The 19,627-nt window shown below is 45.1% G+C and carries 22 protein-coding genes; 6 read left to right on the top strand and 16 right to left on the bottom strand.

Annotated elements, in window-relative coordinates:
• Positions 1-7: 7 nt before the first annotated feature.
• The 12 genes from ssuC to ubiG all read right to left on the bottom strand — a co-directional run bounded on the left by ssuC (position 8) and on the right by ubiG (position 10,284).
• Positions 8-823 carry an aliphatic sulfonate ABC transporter permease SsuC gene (gene ssuC / locus FTU19_RS04530; protein WP_166137594.1) on the bottom strand — a complete coding sequence of 272 codons (816 nt, stop codon included), beginning with the start codon at positions 821-823 and terminating at the stop codon, positions 8-10.
• On the bottom strand, positions 823-1,998 hold the full coding sequence (ssuD, locus tag FTU19_RS04525) for an FMNH2-dependent alkanesulfonate monooxygenase (protein ID WP_166137591.1): 1,176 nt from the start codon (positions 1,996-1,998) through the stop codon (positions 823-825). The genes ssuC and ssuD overlap by 1 nt, the downstream gene beginning before the upstream one ends.
• 16 nt (positions 1,999-2,014) lie before the next feature.
• The gene (locus tag FTU19_RS04520; protein WP_257218576.1) at positions 2,015-2,947 is read right to left on the bottom strand and encodes a sulfonate ABC transporter substrate-binding protein; all 933 of its coding nucleotides are present in this window, start codon (positions 2,945-2,947) and stop codon (positions 2,015-2,017) included.
• A gap of 88 nt (positions 2,948-3,035) precedes the next feature.
• Positions 3,036-3,995, bottom strand: coding sequence for a sulfonate ABC transporter substrate-binding protein (locus FTU19_RS04515; RefSeq protein ID WP_180130213.1), 960 nt, complete (start codon positions 3,993-3,995; stop codon positions 3,036-3,038).
• Positions 3,996-4,329: 334 nt separating this feature from the next.
• Complete coding sequence (gene argA, locus FTU19_RS04510; RefSeq protein WP_179991887.1) at positions 4,330-5,673, bottom strand: amino-acid N-acetyltransferase; 1,344 nt, start codon at positions 5,671-5,673, stop codon at positions 4,330-4,332.
• A 132-nt stretch (positions 5,674-5,805) separates the two neighbouring features.
• Entirely contained in the window at positions 5,806-6,168 is a 363-nt protein-coding gene (locus tag FTU19_RS04505) for an RcnB family protein (protein WP_159124174.1), read from the bottom strand.
• Positions 6,169-6,390: 222 nt separating this feature from the next.
• On the bottom strand, positions 6,391-6,786 hold the full coding sequence (locus tag FTU19_RS04500) for an RcnB family protein (protein WP_180011122.1): 396 nt from the start codon (positions 6,784-6,786) through the stop codon (positions 6,391-6,393).
• Positions 6,787-7,092: 306 nt separating this feature from the next.
• Positions 7,093-7,248: a hypothetical protein gene (locus FTU19_RS04495; RefSeq protein ID WP_180130211.1), complete on the bottom strand. Its 156-nt coding sequence runs from the start codon at positions 7,246-7,248 to the stop codon at positions 7,093-7,095.
• A 183-nt stretch (positions 7,249-7,431) separates the two neighbouring features.
• Positions 7,432-7,851 (bottom strand): hypothetical protein, encoded by a 420-nt coding sequence (locus FTU19_RS04490; RefSeq protein WP_180002558.1) that lies wholly within the window; start codon positions 7,849-7,851, stop codon positions 7,432-7,434.
• A 222-nt stretch (positions 7,852-8,073) separates the two neighbouring features.
• A complete protein-coding gene (locus FTU19_RS04485; RefSeq protein WP_004781375.1) occupies positions 8,074-8,820 on the bottom strand; it encodes a YciK family oxidoreductase in 747 nt (248 codons plus the stop codon).
• A 49-nt stretch (positions 8,821-8,869) separates the two neighbouring features.
• Positions 8,870-9,559 (bottom strand): HAD family hydrolase, encoded by a 690-nt coding sequence (locus FTU19_RS04480; protein WP_180002559.1) that lies wholly within the window; start codon positions 9,557-9,559, stop codon positions 8,870-8,872.
• Positions 9,556-10,284 carry a bifunctional 2-polyprenyl-6-hydroxyphenol methylase/3-demethylubiquinol 3-O-methyltransferase UbiG gene (ubiG, locus tag FTU19_RS04475; protein ID WP_034704015.1) on the bottom strand — a complete coding sequence of 243 codons (729 nt, stop codon included), beginning with the start codon at positions 10,282-10,284 and terminating at the stop codon, positions 9,556-9,558. The genes FTU19_RS04480 and ubiG overlap by 4 nt, the downstream gene beginning before the upstream one ends.
• A 226-nt stretch (positions 10,285-10,510) precedes the next feature.
• Between ubiG and FTU19_RS04470 the strand changes: the two genes are divergently transcribed.
• The gene (locus tag FTU19_RS04470) at positions 10,511-11,128 is read left to right on the top strand and encodes a thiol:disulfide interchange protein DsbA/DsbL (protein ID WP_004781380.1); all 618 of its coding nucleotides are present in this window, start codon (positions 10,511-10,513) and stop codon (positions 11,126-11,128) included.
• Between the two features lie 98 nt (positions 11,129-11,226).
• On the opposite strand, the gene FTU19_RS04465 is transcribed toward FTU19_RS04470, so the two are convergent.
• Positions 11,227-11,856 carry a TetR family transcriptional regulator gene (locus FTU19_RS04465; protein ID WP_034704013.1) on the bottom strand — a complete coding sequence of 210 codons (630 nt, stop codon included), beginning with the start codon at positions 11,854-11,856 and terminating at the stop codon, positions 11,227-11,229.
• 194 nt (positions 11,857-12,050) lie between these two features.
• On the opposite strand from FTU19_RS04465, the gene rph reads away from it, so the two are divergent.
• Both rph and FTU19_RS16285 read left to right on the top strand, forming a co-directional pair.
• Complete coding sequence (gene rph / locus FTU19_RS04460; RefSeq protein WP_004781384.1) at positions 12,051-12,767, top strand: ribonuclease PH; 717 nt, start codon at positions 12,051-12,053, stop codon at positions 12,765-12,767.
• 149 nt (positions 12,768-12,916) lie between these two features.
• Positions 12,917-13,039 (top strand): hypothetical protein, encoded by a 123-nt coding sequence (locus tag FTU19_RS16285; RefSeq protein ID WP_005232802.1) that lies wholly within the window; start codon positions 12,917-12,919, stop codon positions 13,037-13,039.
• An 87-nt stretch (positions 13,040-13,126) separates the two neighbouring features.
• On the opposite strand, the gene nadC is transcribed toward FTU19_RS16285, so the two are convergent.
• Complete coding sequence (gene nadC, locus FTU19_RS04455; RefSeq protein ID WP_034704010.1) at positions 13,127-13,972, bottom strand: carboxylating nicotinate-nucleotide diphosphorylase; 846 nt, start codon at positions 13,970-13,972, stop codon at positions 13,127-13,129.
• Between the two features lie 181 nt (positions 13,973-14,153).
• On the opposite strand from nadC, the gene ampD reads away from it, so the two are divergent.
• Both ampD and murJ read left to right on the top strand, forming a co-directional pair.
• Positions 14,154-14,726, top strand: a complete 573-nt coding sequence (gene ampD / locus FTU19_RS04450; RefSeq protein WP_180011118.1) for a 1,6-anhydro-N-acetylmuramyl-L-alanine amidase AmpD — start codon at positions 14,154-14,156, stop codon at positions 14,724-14,726.
• A gap of 77 nt (positions 14,727-14,803) precedes the next feature.
• Positions 14,804-16,354, top strand: coding sequence for a murein biosynthesis integral membrane protein MurJ (murJ, locus tag FTU19_RS04445; RefSeq protein WP_171505608.1), 1,551 nt, complete (start codon positions 14,804-14,806; stop codon positions 16,352-16,354).
• An 84-nt stretch (positions 16,355-16,438) separates the two neighbouring features.
• Here murJ and FTU19_RS04440 read toward each other — a convergent pair whose 3' ends face one another.
• On the bottom strand, positions 16,439-16,597 hold the full coding sequence (locus FTU19_RS04440; RefSeq protein WP_004647174.1) for a DUF1328 domain-containing protein: 159 nt from the start codon (positions 16,595-16,597) through the stop codon (positions 16,439-16,441).
• Positions 16,598-16,789: 192 nt separating this feature from the next.
• Between FTU19_RS04440 and FTU19_RS04435 the strand changes: the two genes are divergently transcribed.
• Positions 16,790-17,242, top strand: a complete 453-nt coding sequence (locus FTU19_RS04435; protein ID WP_004781392.1) for a YcgN family cysteine cluster protein — start codon at positions 16,790-16,792, stop codon at positions 17,240-17,242.
• Positions 17,243-17,285: 43 nt separating this feature from the next.
• Here the strand turns inward: FTU19_RS04435 and FTU19_RS04430 are convergent, their stop codons facing one another.
• A complete protein-coding gene (locus FTU19_RS04430; RefSeq protein WP_180130209.1) occupies positions 17,286-19,418 on the bottom strand; it encodes a bifunctional diguanylate cyclase/phosphodiesterase in 2,133 nt (710 codons plus the stop codon).
• Positions 19,419-19,627 lie beyond the last annotated feature (209 nt).

The following is a 19,627-nucleotide window of genomic DNA, read 5'->3' as shown; positions in this document are numbered from 1 at the left end:
TTTTCAATTATTTTTGATAGCCAGCATGCCAGCGCAGCAGGAATCGTTCTAAGGCCACGGCTAGGACATCTGCCAGTTTACCGAGCAGGGCATACAGTAAAATACCCACCAGTACGACATCAGTTTGCAGGAATTCACGCGCGTTCATGGTCATATAACCGATACCAGACTGGGCAGAAATCGTTTCCGCCACAATCAGCAGTACCCAGACCAGACCGAGTGAAAAGCGTAGACCGACCAGAATTGAAGGCATTGCCCCTGGCAGGATGATTTCTTTATAAAGCTGCCAGCGAGTCAGGCCATAGCTTTTACCCATTTCAATCAGCTGGGGATCGACTGAACGAATCCCATGATAGGTATTGATGTAGATTGGGAAAAACACACCAATCGCGACCAGGAACAGCTTGGCTGATTCATCAATCCCGAACCATAAGATGACCAGTGGAATTAAGGCCAAAGCCGGGATATTACGGATCATTTGCAAGGTGGTATCCAGCAGGGTAGAAGCCGTTTTGGATGAACCATTCAGTAGACCCAAAATCAGCCCTAGACCACCACCTACTAATAAACCACTTAAGGCACGGCCAGCACTCACTTTGACATGTGTCCACAATTCACCGCTGAGCAGCAAATTCCAGAACGCGATGACTACGGCACTTGGTGCAGGCAAAATGCGGCTTTCCAGCAAACTGGTACTCGACGCGATTTGCCAGAGTAGAATTAATCCGACAGGAACTAACCAGGGCAGCAAACGCTGCCCAAGCTGTGTTCCACGTGAAACCTTCTTTTCTGCGAGGGTTTCAACTGAAACGACTTTCGACATTAAGCTGGCTCCTGAATACTCTCAGCCTTCTTGTTCTCATCTGGAGTGTAGTTATTTGCCACAATCTCACCGAATGGACCAGTCAGGTTTGGCTGAGCCAGTTTTTGCTGAGTTTCAAGCGGAAGTAATGGGAATACCAGTTCCGCAAAACGGATCGATTCTTCCAGATGTGGGTAGCCTGAGAAAATGAAGGTATCGATACCTAGATCAGCATATTCCTGAATACGTGCTGCGACAGTTTCTGGATCTCCTACAAGCGCTGTACCTGCACCGCCACGTACCAGACCTACACCTGCCCACAGGTTTGGAGACACTTCGAGTTTGCTACGGTCGCCATTGTGCAGCTCAGCCATACGACGTTGGCCGACAGAGTCCATTTGCTTGAATTTCGCTTGTGCAGCAGCAATGGTGGCATCATCCACATATTGGATGAGCTCGTCTGCTGCTCTCCATGCTTCTTCATTGGTTTCACGCACGATCACATGCAGACGGATACCGTAGCTCAGCTTGCGACCTTTCGCTTCCGCTTTGGCACGCACATTTTCAATTTTTTCTTTCACTGCTGCAGGTGGCTCACCCCAAGTCAGGTAAGTGTCAACCTGATCAGTGGCCAGTTCAACGGCTGCATCTGAAGAACCACCGAACCAGAGTGGTGGATATGGTTTTTGAATTGGTGGATAAAGCAGTTTGGCATCATCTACACTGAGACGTTCACCATGGAAAGTGAAGCTTTCGCCGGTATGTGAACGGGTCAGGATTTCACGCCAGATGGTGGTGTATTCAGCTGCAGTCTTGTAGCGTGTTGCATGATCTTCATAAACGCCGTCGCCTTTTAGCTCTTGCTCATCACCACCCGTCACCAGGTTCAGCAATACACGGCCACCAGACAGACGGTCAAAGGTTGCAGCCATACGTGCAGTCAGGGCAGGCGTAGTAACACCTGGACGCAGCGCGACGAGGAATTTCAGTTTTTTAGTGGCATCAATCAGGCTGGCTGCAGTTAACCATGGATCTTCACATGAACGGCCAGTCGGGATTAATACACCTTCATAACCAAGATTATCGACCGCAACCGCAATCTGCTTCATGTAAGCATGATCGACCTGGCGTGCACCTTTGCTGGTACCTAAGTAGCGGCTGTCGCCATGTGTCGGGATAAACCAGAAAATTTTCATGTCTTTGATCCTTAGATTATTTGCCTGCCCAAACGGCTTGCTGAATATTGATAGATTTCGGAATGATCTTGAGTTCGCTGAAACGGTTTGCGAGTTCCTGCTGATCGGCAATTACTTTCTTGGTGAGCGGTGCCGCACCAGACGGATTCGGACGACGCTGGATAAAGGTCTGGCTGACAATCGGTTTTAGACCGGTACTTTGTGCAAAGATGCTTGCAGTTTCAGCCTTATGGCTTTGTACCCATTTATCTGCAACATTGACCTGCTTGATAATGCCTTTTAAGGCTTGCGGGTGATTTTTGATTAAATTTTCTGAAGCCAGGTAAAAGGTGTAATTGGGACTTAAGCCCTTACCTGAAGATAAGACTCTGGCTTTATCTTCTACTTGAGCCGCAGCATAGTACGGATCCCAAATCGCCCAGGCATCAATCGCCCCTTTCTGGAAAGCTGCACGCGCATCAGCAGGGCTTAACCAGACCGGCTGGATATCGGTCCATTGCAGACCCGCTTTGCGTACTGCCTGCACCAGTAAATAATGTGAGCTTGAACCGCGGTGTACGCCGACACGTTTACCTTTGAGCTGGCTCAGCTTGGTAATTTTGGAATTATGCTGGACCAGAATGGCAGAAGATAAAGGTTTTGCAGTTTCATAAGCAAAATAGTGCAATGGCTTATTGCCTGCCTGAGCGTAGACAGGAGGTGTATCTCCAGTTGCACCCACATCGATAGAACCTACCGCCAATGCTTCTAAAATTTGTGGTCCGCCTGGGAATTCATTCCAGCTGATTTTTGCATTTGGAAATTCTTTTTCAAACAGTTTTTGCTGCTGGGCAATGACCAGGTTCACAGAAGCTTTTTGATAGCCCACACGAAGCTGTTTAACAGAAGGATCTACTGCCCAAGCGGCACTTGAACCCAACATCGCGCAAGCAACTAATGCAGCGTTCATTCCATGACTGGAGGTCTTGAACCATGTGATTGCTTTGTTGTGTAGCTGATGTTGAGTCATGATTAAATCCCCTAAATTGTTCTTTGGTTTACTTCGCGATAATTGCAGATTGAATATTCAGTTTGGCTGGAATCAGTTGCTGGCCATAAAAGGCATCAGCCACCTGTTGTTGTTTTTGTGCCACTTCGGGAGTGAGTGGTTTTACTCCAAAACCCATGCGTGAAATAGACGTTTTCAATACATCAAATGCCAGACCTGTTGGTTTTTCCAGAAGTTTGGCGGCTTCATCCTGATGAGCAGAGACCCACTCAGTGGTCAGATTGAGTTCATTCACGACAGCTTCAATAATCTGTGGGTTGGCTTCAGCAAACTTGCGATCTGCCAGATAGAACTGATGGTTACTGATGATGTTCTCACCCGTTGCGATGACACGGGCACCAATCTGATGTTCTGCTGCAGCGAAGAACGGGTCCCAGATCACCCAGGCATCGACAGCACCGCGTTCAAAAGCGGCACGGGCATCAGAAGGTGGCAGGTAAACCACTTCGATATCACTGAGTTTCAGATTGTTGGCTTCAAGGACTTTAAGTAGTAAGTAATGAACATTTGAGCCTTTATTTAAGGCAACACGTTTGCCTTTCAGATCCTGAACTGACTGGATATTCGAATCTTTTTGTACGATTAGCGCTTCAGCTTTCGGTGCTTCAGGCTGATTGGCCACATAGACCAGATTTGAGTTCGCTGCTTGAGCAAAGATCGGTGGCGCTTCACCGGCTTCACCAAAAGATATGCTGCCGACATTCAAGCCTTCAAGCAACTGAGGACCAGCCGGGAATTCAACCCATTTCACATTCACGCCTTGTTCTTTTAATGACGTTTCTAAGGTGCCACGTTCTTTTAAGATCGGCAGTACGCCATATTTCTGGAAACCAATATTCAGGGTCACGGCTTCCTGTTTTTTGCCACAGCCAGAAAGCATCATCACGCCAGCCACCGCAGCACTAAGGACCGCAGTTTTTGTGAATAATTGAATGTGTGATTGGCGCATGAATCAGAACTCCTGAAAATTTAGAAATGTGAAATGAAGAACTTAGGCATACGCTAAAGCTTTTTACTTTTCTAAAAAAATAACTATTCAGGAATTTCTAATGAAGAAAAAAGATAAATAAAAAAGTGCAAAACTTATGCAGGAAAGTGATTTACACATTAATTTAGGAAAAAAGAATTATTTATATAAGACAATGAAATATAAAATTATTTATTCTAAATAAAGTGGCCAGATATGCTTATTAGAAAATCAGCAATAGGATTTTTATGCTGAATACAGGTTTTATGAATATCGTTATCTAAAATAGAGATATGAGAGCGAATAAAAAGTCACTTTAAAGTGACTTTTTACAGACAATTGAATTGCGCTGATAATTATAAAAAGCCTGTCGGGCATCGGGCAAATCATCTACTGATGCCGGTTCAAAGCCCTGTTCCAGAAACCAGTGTGCAGTACGGGTCGTTAAAATAAACAGTTGCTGAATACCCAGACTTTTGGCCTTATCTTCCAGATAATGCAGAATCTGGCTACCGCGGTTGGATTGACGGTAACTTGGATCTACTGCAACGCAGGCGATTTCTGCAGAACGCAGTTCATTGCCCGTAGTCGGAATCGGATACAGGGCAGCACAAGCCAGAATCATGCCGTCACGCTCAATTACGGCAAACTGGTCAATTTCATTTTCCAGACGTTCCCGCGAACGGTAAACCAGAATGCCTTCTTCTTCCAAGGGGCGAAGCAAGCGGATCAGGCCACCAACATCCTGAATGTCGGCCATACGCACTTCTTCATAATGCGCATCGGTGATCATGGTGCCGGAACCATCCCGGGTGAACAGTTCTTCCAGCAAGGCGCCGTCATAGGTATATGAAATCAGATGAACACGATTGACGCCATTTCGGGAAGCTTCCTGAGCGGCCTTGAGCTGGAGCCGAATTTCAATATCCTGTTCATCAGAAAGAATATAGTCATCCAGTTGCTGTGGGGTTACTTCCCGTTTTAACTGGCCCTTACTGTCGAGCAGACCATGCTGTCGACCCAAGATAATCAGTTTATCTGCTTTGAGGCGGGTCGCAGTTTTGGTTGCAACTTCTTCAGCTAGAAGGTTAAAAACTTCGCCTGTCGTTGAATAGCCGGTCGGACCGAGAATCACAATATTATGATTGTCCAGATGACGTTGAATCGCATCAGTATCAATCGCCCGAACTTCACCAGTTAACTGAAAATCGACCCCGTCACGGATGCCATAAGGTTTGGCTGTCACAAAATTTCCAGAAACGGCATCAATGCGCGCACCATACATGGGTGAGTTAGCCAGCCCCATCGATAATAGCGCCTCAATCTGTAAACGGATCGATCCTACAGCATTCAGTACACAGCTTAAGGATTCACGTGTCGTCACCCGACGCTGCTGGTGGAAAGGGGTCTCGAAACCACTCGCAGCCAGATTCTGGTTAATCTGCGGACGTGCGCCATGCACCAGAATCAGACGGATTCCTAAAGAATTGAGCAGGGCAATATCATGAATGATGTGCTGAAAGTTGTCATGCAATACCGCTTCACCATCAAACATGATCACAAAGGTTTTATTGCGATGAGCATTGATATAAGGCGCAGAATGGCGAAACCAGTGCACATATTGCAAGGTGTTGCTCGGTGAGGTTTCTGCTGCAGTCATAGCTGTGCCTATTTCAATATTTAAAGATCTAGCTTTGATTCTAATGAAAAAATACTGAAGTGGAAGTACAGAGATAAAAAAACACCTGAAGCGAGCTTCAGGTGTCTGCTAGAAGGGCAGAAAAGAGAATGATTAGTTGATGATTCGAACAATCTTGTCGTTACGATCGTTGACTAGCACATAGTCACCATTGATTTTGTACCATTGCTGGTTTTTACCTGCTTTCGGCAGACGGCGTGCTTCATAGCCACTGACTTCAAAGCGACGGTTGTCATACTGGTTTGGCAGTTTTTGACCTACGCGCCAGTCACGGCTTGGGTTAACCCCACGGTTGTTATAACGACGGTCATCCCATTTTTTCGCATCTTTATGATTCCAGTGCGGTGCTGGTTTATGCGGTGCATAACGTGGATCATGATGCTGCGGTGCTGCCATTGCAGAAGTAGCAACCAGCGCACTAAGAGATAAGGCAATTGTAGTTAAAACTTTTTTCATGGCTCTCACCTAAAAATCTGTACATGTTTTCGATGAGATTAAATTAGCGAATAAGTAGATAGAAAGCGTGAGGCCAGTTTAGTGGAATTGTTAAATTCATGAAGGAATTTAGGAGATTAGCCACGATTAAAAGGAAAGCTCTAAAATAAGAAAAAGCCTAAAAAGGCTCATCCGAAAAATCAAAAAGCCCAAACGAGGTTGGGCTTTGCATCAGGTTCTGAATCAGTCTCCGATAATCCGGACAATACTGTTATTTTCAGAGTTCACCAGAATGTAGTCATTGTTGACTTTGTACCATTGCTGCTTACGGTCTGGTTTAGGCAGTTTATGGTCCTTATATTCGACCTTGTAGCCATTACTGCGATAATGCTGCGGCATGACATAGCCAGGCTGCCAGCGTAACTGCTGCAGACGTTTAACACCACGTTCTTCACGCATACGGCGTTTATCATACTGGTCTTGGTGATCGTCATGGAACTCAAGCGCTTTCTTGGCCTGATGATGACCCGGACCTCGTTCCATACGCTGTTCATCATTGAAATGAGGGGCAGCGTTTGCAACATTTGCCAGCATGAATGCACTGCAGGACATCGCCAATGCTACCAGAACCTTTTTCATGTTGAGCCCTCATTCAATTGTTCATTTTCTACAGTAACTAATGTACGGAAAAATTGCAGAGAAACTGTGAAGAACTGGCTGAAGTTTTATATCAATTACAGAGAAATTATGATTATGCCATGATTTTACATAAGCTTAGGATGCACTTCAGTCAGTTGACCAGTTATGCCCAGCCCCATTGGCATTTCAGCAAAACCGGGATCAAGATGCAAGCGCAATGTCCTGAATTGTGTATCAAAACCGTCTCAAATTGGTGGAAAAATATTCTTTTTAAACACCGGATCTTGATTTGGTCATTGCAATTTTTCAGTTCCACTGTTCCGTTAAACCCTGTAAGGACTGAATGGCTTCAGCCACAGACTCTGCCTTGACTGCATCTTCTAAAGCCAAAATCAGGGCAGTTGATAACTGCAAGTTTTCAATACGACGAATAGTTTCAGTTTTACGTTTTTGGTCTGCCATTTAATTTTCCTTCGCTTTGATTTAACTTGAAAAGCATTATAAAAATTTTATATTAATTTGAGAAACCGAATAATTTTATATTATTGATTCGTTAAAACGATTTATGTCTGTTTTTTAAAGAATTTAAGGATAAAAAAAGAGCATCATCCGTAAATGTGCTCTTTCGGGATCTAATGAACGATCTTAATAGGCATAGTTCAGATCAGTATAGTCACTTAGGGATTTCTGTACATGTGCCTGAATAAAAGTACGCACATCTTCTGCTGTCATTGCTTTGCCCTGATTGCTGATCACATGTTCAATTTCAGGCTGACCTTCGATCTTGATGCGATAGACAAAGTGTTTCGCTACCTGATAACGATCGCCCAGCTTTTCGATACCCGTCACATAATGATAGGAATGTTCAAAATTCAGATCGGTATGGGAAAAGACAAACTGGTCAAACAGTTTCAGTTTTTGACCATTTTCGAGTGCCTGAATGTCATCGACAATGCTGGCATCAAACTTCATGCCGTATTTTTCAGAGATCGGCTGCTGATCGACCAGCAGAGAGACCATGCCATCTTCCAAAGTCGTCACGGTGATGTTGTTTAAGTCAGTCATGTTGCACTCAAATAAAAATCTGTTGGCGCTAGTATAGGGGAATTTGCAGCGAACTGAATAAAGACAGTATTGTAGAAATAAGAAAGGTCTGGCTGATTCAGTCTGAAATCTGGATGAATTGGGCAGAAGAATAGCCAGCTGTCAAATGGACCTTATCTTTATAGAGTTTAAAAACAAAAAGCCAATGCGAACATTGGCTTTTAAATAGGCGTCAATTAAAGCTTAATCTTGAGCATCAATACTTTGACCATTCATATGCAAGCTATCTTCACCCATCAGGTACAGATAGGCTGGCATGATGGAATCCGGTGTCGGTAAGGTTTTCGGATCTTCATTCGGATAAGCCTTGGCACGCATTGCCGTACGTGTAGCGCCTGGATTGATACAGTTAAAACGGATATTCGAATTGACCCGTTCTTTGGCAAATAACTGGCTCACTGCTTCAATGGCAATTTTTGAAACTGAATAAGCGCCCCAGCATTCCCGGGCTTCACGACCTACGCCGGAACTGGCAAAGACCACAGAAGCATGTTTGGATTTTTCCAGCAGGGGTAACAGGGCTTGGGTAATCACAAAAGGCGCACGAAGGTTAACCGCCATGACATCATCCCAGACATTAACCGGATAATCTGCCAGTGGCACTCGCTCGCCTAAAATACCGGCATTATGCAAAATCCCGTCCAGACGGCCAAACTGACGATCGAGCGTGTCGAGCAATAATTCATAATCACGTTCAGAGGCGCTAGATAACTGCAATGGGAGAATGGCAGGTTGCGGCGCACCTAAGCTTTCAATCTCGTCATAAATGACTTCAAGCTTGTTTAAGGTACGCCCGTGCAGAACTACAGTTGCCCCATGCAGGGCATAGCTGATTGCTGCTGCACGACCAATGCCATCGCCCGCACCCGTGATCAGGATGATACGATCTTTTAACAGATCGGGGCGAGGTTGATATTCTGAATACTTCATTATCTACCTCCTCATTATTATTGTTAAGTGTCTTCAGTAGTTTCAGGAATCAAGACAGGACACTTGGCTCGCTCAAGACCAGTTTCTGAATGTGCTGATGTAACTCATTCACTGTATTCACTATATAGTCGGCTTGCCAGGCTGTTAAGTCATCTTTGTATTGCAGTGGTAAATAACCGTATGCTGCCAGTATGGTATACATTTTGGCATTGCGGCCAGCATCAATATCCCGTGGATGGTCACCGACATAGATACAGTCTTCTGCAGCCAGCTGTAACTGCTGGGCAGCCAGATACATTGGCTCCGGATCTGGCTTGGTTCGAGTTACATCTTCCGGACAGACCAGTACGGCACAGCGCTCGGTCAGGTTTAAAGCTTTGAGTAAAGCTTCGCTCAACCAGCGCGGTTTATTGGTTACGATTCCCCAAGGGATATCATTTTCTTCTAATTCTTCAAGTAGAGGATACATTCCGCTGAACAGGTCTGTATCTACAGCAATATCTGCGCCATACATATCCAGAAAACGCTGGCGATGATCCAAGAAAACCGGATCTTCCAGTTGTAGTTCCGGATAGACCAATTTGACCATAGCGCGGGCACCTTCTGAAACCTGGGTACGGATCAGATCAGCTTCAACCACTTCACGGCCGGCTTCGCGGCACATATGCTGGATAATCCGGATAAAGTCAGCCGCAGTATCAATTAAAGTACCATCTAGGTCGAATAGAACCGCCTTCATTGGGCAGCCTCTTGCGCACTTTCTTTAACGGTATACACCATATAGTTCACGTCAACATTCGGTGCCAGCCAGTAACGCTTGGTCAGCGGGTTATAATGCAGGCCAGTCATATCTTTCAGTTTTAAACCGGCATTACGGATGTCGTGCGCCAACTCAGAAGGCTTGATGAATTTGCTGTAATCATGTGTACCTTTGGCCAGCATACGCAGGATATATTCTGCACCAATGATCGCGAACAGATAAGATTTTGGATTACGGTTAATGGTCGAGAAGAAGACATGACCACCTGGTTTGGCCAGTTTATAACAGGCCTGAATAATAGAGGCTGGATCAGGTACATGTTCCAGCATTTCCATACAGGTAACCACATCGTATTGACCGGCTTGCTCTTCTGCCAGCTGTTCTACCGGAATCTGACGGTATTCAATATTGCTAACATCTTCCTGCTCAGCATGGATGCGTGCCACATTCAGTGGCGCTTCGCCCATATCAATGCCCAGCACCTGAGCGCCACGGCGCGCCATGCTTTCTGACAGGATGCCCCCGCCACAGCCCACATCCAGCACTTTCTTGCCGCTCAAGCCACCAGCATGTTCATCAATCCAGTTGAGACGCAACGGATTGATCATATGCAATGGGCGGAACTCGGAATGCTGATCCCACCATATGGCTGCAAATGCTTCAAACTTGGCAATTTCTTGTGGATCAACATTCAATTGCGACATCGGTGTTACCTCAATCAGTCGTGATTATTTAAAATTTAAGTTCGCCCAGAGGCGGTATACACAGATTTAACTTCTTGTAAATCAGTACACTTGTTTAGTGTAGCGATTCTGGAAAAAAAAGCGATAAAAGCTGTAAAAAAGTTCACAGAATAAAAACGAAACCGGCATAATTACTTTATAGTGAAGCCATAAATTAGACATAATGATTTAGAGGACGATAATCCCAATGAAAAAATTTATTTTAGGCACTGTAGCCGCATCTGTTTTGGCATTTTCTGGCAGTGCAATGGCCGCCAACTTTGTAGCAGGTCAAGACTATCAAGTCCTGGCGAATCCAGTAAAAGTTGAAAAGCCGGGGAAAATTGAAGTCCGTGAATTCTTCTGGTATGGCTGTGGTCACTGCTATTCTCTTGAACCACACATGCAAAGCTGGTTAAAAAAATTGCCTAAAGATGTACGTTTCGTGCGTACCCCAGCCGCGATGAATCCACTATGGGAACAGGCAGCTCGTGCGTATTATGTGTCTGAAGCTCTAGGTGTTCGTCAAAAAGCACATTTGCAGCTATTCCATGATATTCATGCGAAGAAACAGCCAATTCTGGAACAGGCTCAATTGGCTAAGTTCTATACCCGTTATGGTATTTCTGAAGCGAAATTTAATACCACTTATAAATCATTCCCGATTTCTTCAAAAATCGCACAGGCCAAAAATCTGGCTGCGACTTATCAGTTAAGCGGCGTACCAGCGGTAACCGTAAATGGTAAGTATGTGGTTCAGGGCGATGATGCCAAAGTGGTTCAAGTGGTAAATTATCTGGTTGAAAAAGAGCGTAAAGCTAAATAAAACCAGATCTGCATGAATCTAAAAACCCGCTGTTATATGCGGGTTTTTTATGTCAGGATAAAATTGAACTGCGAAATAGATTTCACTCAGATGAGATCTCAGGCTTGAGATAAAATTCCACGAAATAACAGTTCTAACTGCTTTAGGCTTTGCGCTTTGAAGTCATTTATCCGAGTTTGCCGCAGTGCAGGATCAGGCTGTGCCTGAAGCTGAATCCAGCCCATAGCCCAGTTTAATGCGAGAGGAACTAAGATCTGTGCCAGTGCGGTTAATTCGGCTGGAGAAGGAGATTGCTGGACGGCTGGAATCTGTTCCAGGGTATGCCTTAAATCTTGGGTCAGATAATGAATTTCCCGCTCAATCCCTTGTCTGAGAATGTTGGAACCGCCCCAACGTTCGGCACTGACAAATGTCCAGGCTTCGGGATGGGCATCGACTGCTTGAAAAAACAGTTCGATTTTGGCTGAAAGCTCATCCAGAGAAAAATCTGCAGGTCCCAACTGACTCAGCACACCTTTGAGATGAATTGACACCTGATCCAGAAGTTCCAGCCCCAACTGATCCATATTCTGAAAGTGTCGATAAAACGCAGCAGGCACCAGCCCGACTTCATGAGTGATTTCGCGCAGGCTGATGCTGCTAAATGCATAGCCACGGCTGCTCAATGCCAAGGTAGCATCGAGGAGGGCCTGGCGGCTTTGGTGCTTGCGTTCTTCACGTAAAGACATAGGGATTTTCCTTCGGCAGATTTGCAGTTTAGCAAAAAACATCTGTCCATCGCAGTAGCGCAGATGGACTGAAAAATCTATACAAGCAAAGCGTGTCCAGTGATTTTGTAAATGATCTGTCCTCTGTTCCAATCTTGGCGGAGGCTTCTGTTATACTGAGCCGCAATTATTTTTAGTCAACAGCAGGACCTATTATGCGTATCGACCAACGAGCATTAGATCAATTACGTGAAGTGAAAATTACCCGTAACTATACACGTTATGCGGAAGGTTCCGTATTGGTTGAATTTGGTCATACCAAAGTGCTGTGTACTGCCAGTGTGGACAGCTCTGTACCACGTTTCCTGAAAGGTCAGGGTCAAGGCTGGGTAACAGCAGAATACGGCATGCTGCCACGTTCAACACATACCCGTAGTGATCGTGAAGCTGCTCGCGGCAAACAAAGTGGCCGTACTCAGGAAATCCAGCGTCTGATCGGTCGTAGCCTACGTTCAATGGTCGACCTGAAAAAACTTGGTGAAAATACCATTACCATTGACTGTGACGTGATCCAGGCAGATGGTGGTACCCGTACTGCATCAATTACGGGTGCAGCCGTAGCATTGATTGATGCCATGAACGTATTGCTTGAGAAAAAGAAAATTAAACAGGACCCACTTAAAGGTCTGGTAGCAGCCATTTCTGTAGGTATTTTTAAAGATGAAGTCTTGCTGGATCTTTGCTATGAAGAAGATTCAAACTGTCAGACTGACTTGAATGTCGTGATGACTCAGGCAGGTGAATTTATTGAAATCCAAGGTACTGCTGAAGATAAGCCATTTACCCGTGAGCAATGCAATGACATGCTGGCCATGGCTGAAAAAGGGATTCAGGAACTGATCAAGAAACAGCAAGAAGCTTTGGGCTGGTAAGCTTTTCAAGTTGTAAAAAACGCATCTTCGGATGCGTTTTTTATTGTACCTACACATTGCCTGACAAAAAATGAACAGGATCTGTCTACTGTGTAACCTCTGTTTTAAGCGATGATCTTTTAACCAAATCTCATTCAGAGGGGTATAACATGAAAATATGGTTGATGGCATTTTCAGTATTTGCTGTACTGGGTTTAACTGCCTGTGATTCGAATTCTCGTGATGAAAACCGCGATGGTGCAAATATGGAACGAGGAAGTGATACCAATTAACAGAGTAGAGGCCATTCAACCTCTATGATTTATATCCTTGAGAATAAGAAAAAGGGTGCTGTGGCACCCTTTTTTAATAATAAGACTTTAACCATTAAAACGCATCGACAGGTCAATGGCTTTGACATCTTTGGTCAGTACGCCCATCGAAATATAATCTACGCCTGTACTCGCCACTTCACGTAAGTTATCAATGGTGATATTGCCTGAAGCTTCCAGTTTACAGCGACCAGCCACATGTTTAACGGCATCAATCATTTGCTGCTGACTGAAATTATCCAGCATCACGATATCAGCCTCGGCTTCTAGGGCCTGATTCAGTTCATCCCAGGTTTCAACTTCCACTTCAACTGGTTTACCCGGTGCAATCTGGTGGGCCATGGCAATCGCCTGGCGAATGCCGCCGGCTGCCATAATATGATTTTCTTTAATCAAAAAGGCATCGAATAGGCCCAGACGGTGATTCTGACCACCACCGACAGCAACAGCATATTTTTGGGCAATACGTAAGCCTGGCAGCGTTTTACGGGTATCTAAGAGCTTGGTATGCAGACCGTCCAACTCTTTGACATAGGTTGCTGTTTTGGTCGCAACTGCAGACAGCGTCTGTACAAAGTTCAGGGCAGGGCGTTCTACAGTCAGTAGGCTACGTGCAGAACCGGCCAGTTTTAGAAAAGCTTCATTGGCAGCGACATGATCGCCGTCATTTTTTAGCCAGATCACTTCTACACTCGGATCATAGGCCTGAATCAGGGCATTGACCCAAGGCTGACCAGCAAGAACCATTGCTTCACGGCTAATAATCGTGGCAGTCGCCTGTTCATCTTCAGGAGTCAGCAGGGCAGTAATGTCACCATCGCCAATATCTTCGGAGAGTGCCTGTTGAATATTGATCTGAATCGACTGTTCTAGCAAAGCCTGAGATATGCTCATGAGTATTTCCGTATCTTTTTTAGCCGTGAAAAATTGTGCGTTATCTTAACACCGTTACATTAAAATGAGCGATTTTTCATACAGCCTGCCGGGATGAATTGAGATTTGCCTATGAAAGTTTTAGCATTAAGCCGGCTGCAATCCTGATATTGCAGATTTTATTTTTGTACAGGACAGTTTTATGCAACAGGCAGCTGAGTTTCAAATCCGGGACGGGCAATTGCTCGGGGCGCGCCAGATCCCTTCTCCAAATTTTAATCAGCGGCCTGAACATACCGACATCCAGTTACTGGTGATCCATAACATCAGTCTGCCGCCGTCACAGTTTGGTGGTGGCTATATTGAACAGTTTTTTCAGAATCAGCTGGAGTGGTCAGTGCATCCGTATTTTCGGACTATTGAAGGCATGCAGGTGTCGGCGCATCTGCTGATTTTGCGTTCTGGTGAAGTGCTGCAGTTTGTGAATTTCAATGACCGAGCCTGGCATGCAGGTCGTTCCAGCTATCTGGCCAAAAAAGAATGTAATGATTATTCCATCGGGATTGAACTGGAAGGCAGTGATGACCTGCCGTTTGAACAGGCACAATATGATGCCTTGGTCAAAGTCACCGCCTGTTTACAAGACTATTATCCAAAAATGCAACAGCATATTGCCGGACATTCGGACATTGCACCGGGACGTAAAACCGATCCGGGACCATATTTTGACTGGTGTGCTTTTCGTGCCCAGTTACAACATTATAAGAACCCATGACCCTTCAGGAAGTCATGTGATTAAGCAATGAACTTCTTTTGCAAGTTTCATTACAATAGGCCCAAATTAATTATTAGGTGAATAGGATGGCGCTTTGGCGTTCGACCGTAATTGTCAGTGCGATGACCATGTTGTCGCGGGTTCTGGGATTGGTCCGGGATGTGGTTTTACTGAATGTATTCGGTGCCGGTAAAGATTTCGATACCTTCGTGGTGGCATTTCGTATTCCAAACTTTTTCAGACGGCTGTTTGCAGAAGGGGCATTCTCCCAAGCCTTTATTCCGGTACTGACCGAATATAAAACCAGCCGTACCCATGCTGAAGTGCAGATCCTGATCAGCCGGGTCTTTGGCTGCCTAGCCACCTTCATGACCACCCTGACCATGATTGCCATCATTGCCGCACCGGTGATCATGTATATCTATGCGCCTGGGTTCCATGGCGATGAAGCAAAGTTTGCGCTGGCCACAGACATGTTCCGTCTGACCATTCCATACCTACTGTTTATGTCATTGACGGCTTTTGCCAGCAGTATTCTGAACAGTTATGGCTCTTTCAGTACGCCAGCCTTTGCTCCAGTTTTATTGAATATTGCCATGATTGCCGGTGCGCTCTGGCTAACCCCTTTTATGGCAGAGCCGATTATGGCGCTAGGCTGGGCTGTCGTCATTGCCGGGATTTTACAGCTGGCGATCCAGATTCCAGAGTTATGGCGTAAAAACCTGCTGATTCCACCGAAAGTAGACTTCAAGCATGAAGGGGTGGATCGCATCATGAAACTGATGCTACCGGCTCTGTTTGGTGTATCTGTCACACAGATCAACCTGTTACTGAATACGGTTTGGGCCTCTTTTATGCAGGACGGTTCAGTGTCCTGGCTATATAGTGCTGAACGGATGACTGAGTTGCCATTGGGTCTGATCGGTGTCGCAATCGGTACCGTGATTCTGCCGTCCTTATCCACACAGCATACGGAAAAGAATCCGGAAAAATTCCGCGATATGATGGATTGGGCAGCGAAAGTCATCGTACTGGTGGGTTTGCCAGCCAGTATTGCCTTGTTCATGCTGTCAACACCGATTATTCAGGCATTGTTTGAACGTGGACAGTTTACCTTTGAAGATACCCAGATGACTGCCTTGGCACTGCAATGTATGAGTGGTGGTGTGATTGCCTTTATGCTGATTAAAGTCTTTGCTCCCGGCTTCTATGCCCAGCAGGATACCCGTACACCGGTACGCGTCGGTTTAATGGCCGTGGCAGCCAATGCGATTCTGAACGTGATCTTTATTGGTTTCTTTAAGCTGATTCATTGGGAAGCGGAGCATATGGCACTGGCACTGGCTTCAACCGGTTCAGCCATGGTCAATGCAGGTCTGCTGTATTTCTATCTGCATCAACGCAATATTTTCCGTTTTGGCGCACACTGGAAAAAAATCTTTATGCAATTCATGTTTGCCAATGTGGTGATGATTGCAGCCTTGGCCTATGCACTGAGCTGGTACAATGGTGATGTATCACAGTGGATGCGTGTACTGGAAGTGCTGATTTTATGTGTGGTAGGAGTCGTGGCGTATTTGGCCGCATTGGTCGCTGCTGGTTTCAGACCACGCCATATCAAACCGTAATTCATTTTGGGCGCATAAAAAAACAAGAGCCAAATGGCTCTTGTTTTTTCTGTAGGAAACTTTTCCTTAAGCAGAACTCAGTCGCTAGACCTTGCCGCGAGAAAGGAAACCAACAATGGCAAGAATAACGGCAATCACCAATAAGATAATTGCGAAATCCTTAGATAAGCCTGCTACTCCACCGAAACCAAGTAGACTGGCAATCAAGGCAATCACAGCAAAAATAATAGCCCAGCGAAACATATCAATTCTCCATGTGTTTTTATTCTCAAATCCAGTATAGGAATATTCGATTTTGGGCACTGTTAGTGTTTTGTTGATGTACTGTCTCTGATTTAACAATAGTTTACGTGATATTAATAAGATTCACGTCCCTACATTTCCTTTGTTGAGACTTGGTATAATAAGCTGATTTTTACCATAGCCGTTTTGATTATGTCTGATGCCTTACGTCCATACTTCTGGAAAAAATATAGTCTCACTGAGCTGACGCCAGAAGAATGGGAAGCGCTTTGTGACGGTTGTGGGCTTTGCTGCCTGATCAAGCTGGAAGATGAAGACACCCACGAAGTCGCCTATACCAAAGTGGCTTGCAAATTACTGGACTGCAAAACTGCCCGCTGTTCGGATTATCCGAACCGGCTGCAATATGTGCCGGATTGTATCCAGCTGACACCTGAGAAACTGGACACTATTCACTGGTTACCCTCAAGCTGTGCTTATCGCCGAGTTGCTGAAGGGAAAAGCCTGCCATCCTGGCATTATCTGAAGACGGGTTCACGACAAAGCGTGATTCAGGCCAAAAAATCCGCTGCTGGTCGCTGCTTAAGTGAAGTCGATATTGATGAAGATGAAATTGATGAATATATCGTGCGCTGGGTGCGCTAATGATTAGCGCAATCCAACCCCGTCAAATGATTAAATAAAAAAATTAAGCTGCCTGTTGTAGCAGTTGCTGTGCTGAAGACCCGGACATAGGACGATAAAAATAAAAACCTTGTCCGATCTGGCAATCACAATTGATCAATGTGTCTAGCTGTTCGGTATTTTCAATACCTTCGACCAGTACATCCAGAGAAATACTGGAACCAATCTGGGTAATGGCTTTGACAATGGCCAGCGCAGACGGATCATTGTTCATGCGTTCTACAAAGTTGCGATCAATCTTGATGCAGTCGACCGGATATTCCTGCAAACGGGTCAGGGAAGAATGACCGGTACCGAAGTCATCCAGAGAAATATGAATTCCATGTTTTTTCAGCAGGTTCAGTGCCCGGATCACATAATTGGCTCCGCCTTCAGACAAGCTCTGCTCGGTAATTTCCAGCTCAACCTTATGCGCAGGAATATCGAATCGGGACAGACGAGCCAGAAATTTCTCAGCATAGTCATCGCGCAGGAATTCAACTGGAGCTGCATTGATTGAAATTGGCAGAATATCCAGACCTTCGGCCTGCCAGCGGCTCATATCCTCAAAGACTTTCAGCTGCATGGTTTCACTGATGCGCGAAGCCAGATCATAGTCCTGGAAAGCTGAAAAAATATGAGAGGGTAACTGGATCTGATGCTGCTGATCCTGCCAGCGCAGCAAGGCTTCGAAACCAATCACCTCACCATCGGAGAGGCGAACCTTAGGCTGATAATAAGGAATAATCTGATCCGCATGAATAATCTTGCGTGCCAGCGTCAGTTGTTTGGTCATGTTTTCCAGTGATCTGAACATCTCCTGATTAAACATGCGAATCCCGCCACGACCACTATTTTTCAGATCATTCAGGGCAATATCGGCACATTTCAGCAGGTTAGAGCTATTCTGGGCATCACGCGGATAAACGGTACAACCAATACTCATGCCGATACTCATACGATGGCCGACATAACTCACTGGTTGTTCTAGTTGAGCATAGGCCAGTTGTGCGGTATTAATCAGCTGGGCTTCGTTTTCCAAGTTTTTGACCAGAATGGCAAACTCATCTCCACCGAGACGGGCAACGACTATATTGTTGGAGCCAAAACAGGCCTGAAAACGCTTGCCCAAGACATGTAGCAGATGATCTCCAGCAATATGACTCAGGGTGTCATTGATATGCCGGAAATAGTCCAGATCGATCAGGAGCAGGCCAACCATCATTTGCTGTTGCTTGGCTTTTAGCAGCACCTGTTTAAAGGTCTTATAAAAGGCATTGCGGTTATACAGTCCGGTCAGCTCATCACGCTGAATTACGGCTTTTAAACGGCTTTCGGCTATTTTTTGCTGACTGATATTACGTGAAACACACAGAATATTTTGGGGAATATTATTTTCGTCCAATACCGGAGTCAGCAAATGATCCCAATATTCTGGGTTCTCATTATCCGTCTGAGCTTTTTCTACAAAACGGCTATTTAAGCCTTGAGCAGCCTGTTTTAAAGCGCGCTGTCCGGTCTTTTTAACCTCGGCTGGTAACAGGCTTAACCATGAATGCGGGGCAGGCTGCTGTTCAGGATCAATCCCTAACTTATGACAGGCTGACTGATTGATATGACGGATCTCGCCTTGTGGAGACATCACTTTAATACAGTCGACACTGGCATCCAGCATGTTTTTCTGGGTAGAAATGACCTGAGACAGTTGTTGCTGAATCTCAAAATATTCATGGATGTCCGTCAGTGATACCGACCATTGCAGCAGATGTTCAGCGGTATGCTGAAACTTAATAGCCAAGGCACACATACGGTAGCTGGAATCAGCCGATTTAATCCGGCACTGGGTATTAAAGCCTTGTTGCTGATTCAGGGCAGCATGCCATTGCTTAGAAAACGCTGGTTGATCATCTGGATGAATCAGGCTTTGCCATTCTTTAGGACCATATTTACTTAAATTGGTGCCTAAATAATCCGAAAGTGCCTGATTAAAATATTCAATATTATCTTTGCCCAGCACCCAGAGTGGATGTGGCACATCATTGATTAGGTCCTGTAATAATCTGAATTTTGCCTGTTGCTCATTAGAAGATTGTATCGAGGTTGAAATAAGCGACTCAGCGCATTCTGCAGTTGTTCGTCTAGATTTATTATGCTTCATGCATCCCCACCGATACCACCCAAAGAGCATCCAATCAGTTGCTCAAGTCCATTCTAATTAATATGAGACAATGTGAAATTTACAAGGTTATTCACCTGTAATTAATCATGTTCTATTTATCTACTTTTCATAAGATTAATCCATTCATTGTAAAAAAAATAGAGCTTTCTTACATAAATTAAATTTTTCTCATAAATGTTTGAAATATT

It is taken from the genome of Acinetobacter sp. YH12072 (assembly GCF_013419565.1).
In the GTDB taxonomy this organism is placed as follows: domain Bacteria; phylum Pseudomonadota; class Gammaproteobacteria; order Pseudomonadales; family Moraxellaceae; genus Acinetobacter.
This window is presented reverse-complemented; position numbering and strand designations above follow the sequence as displayed.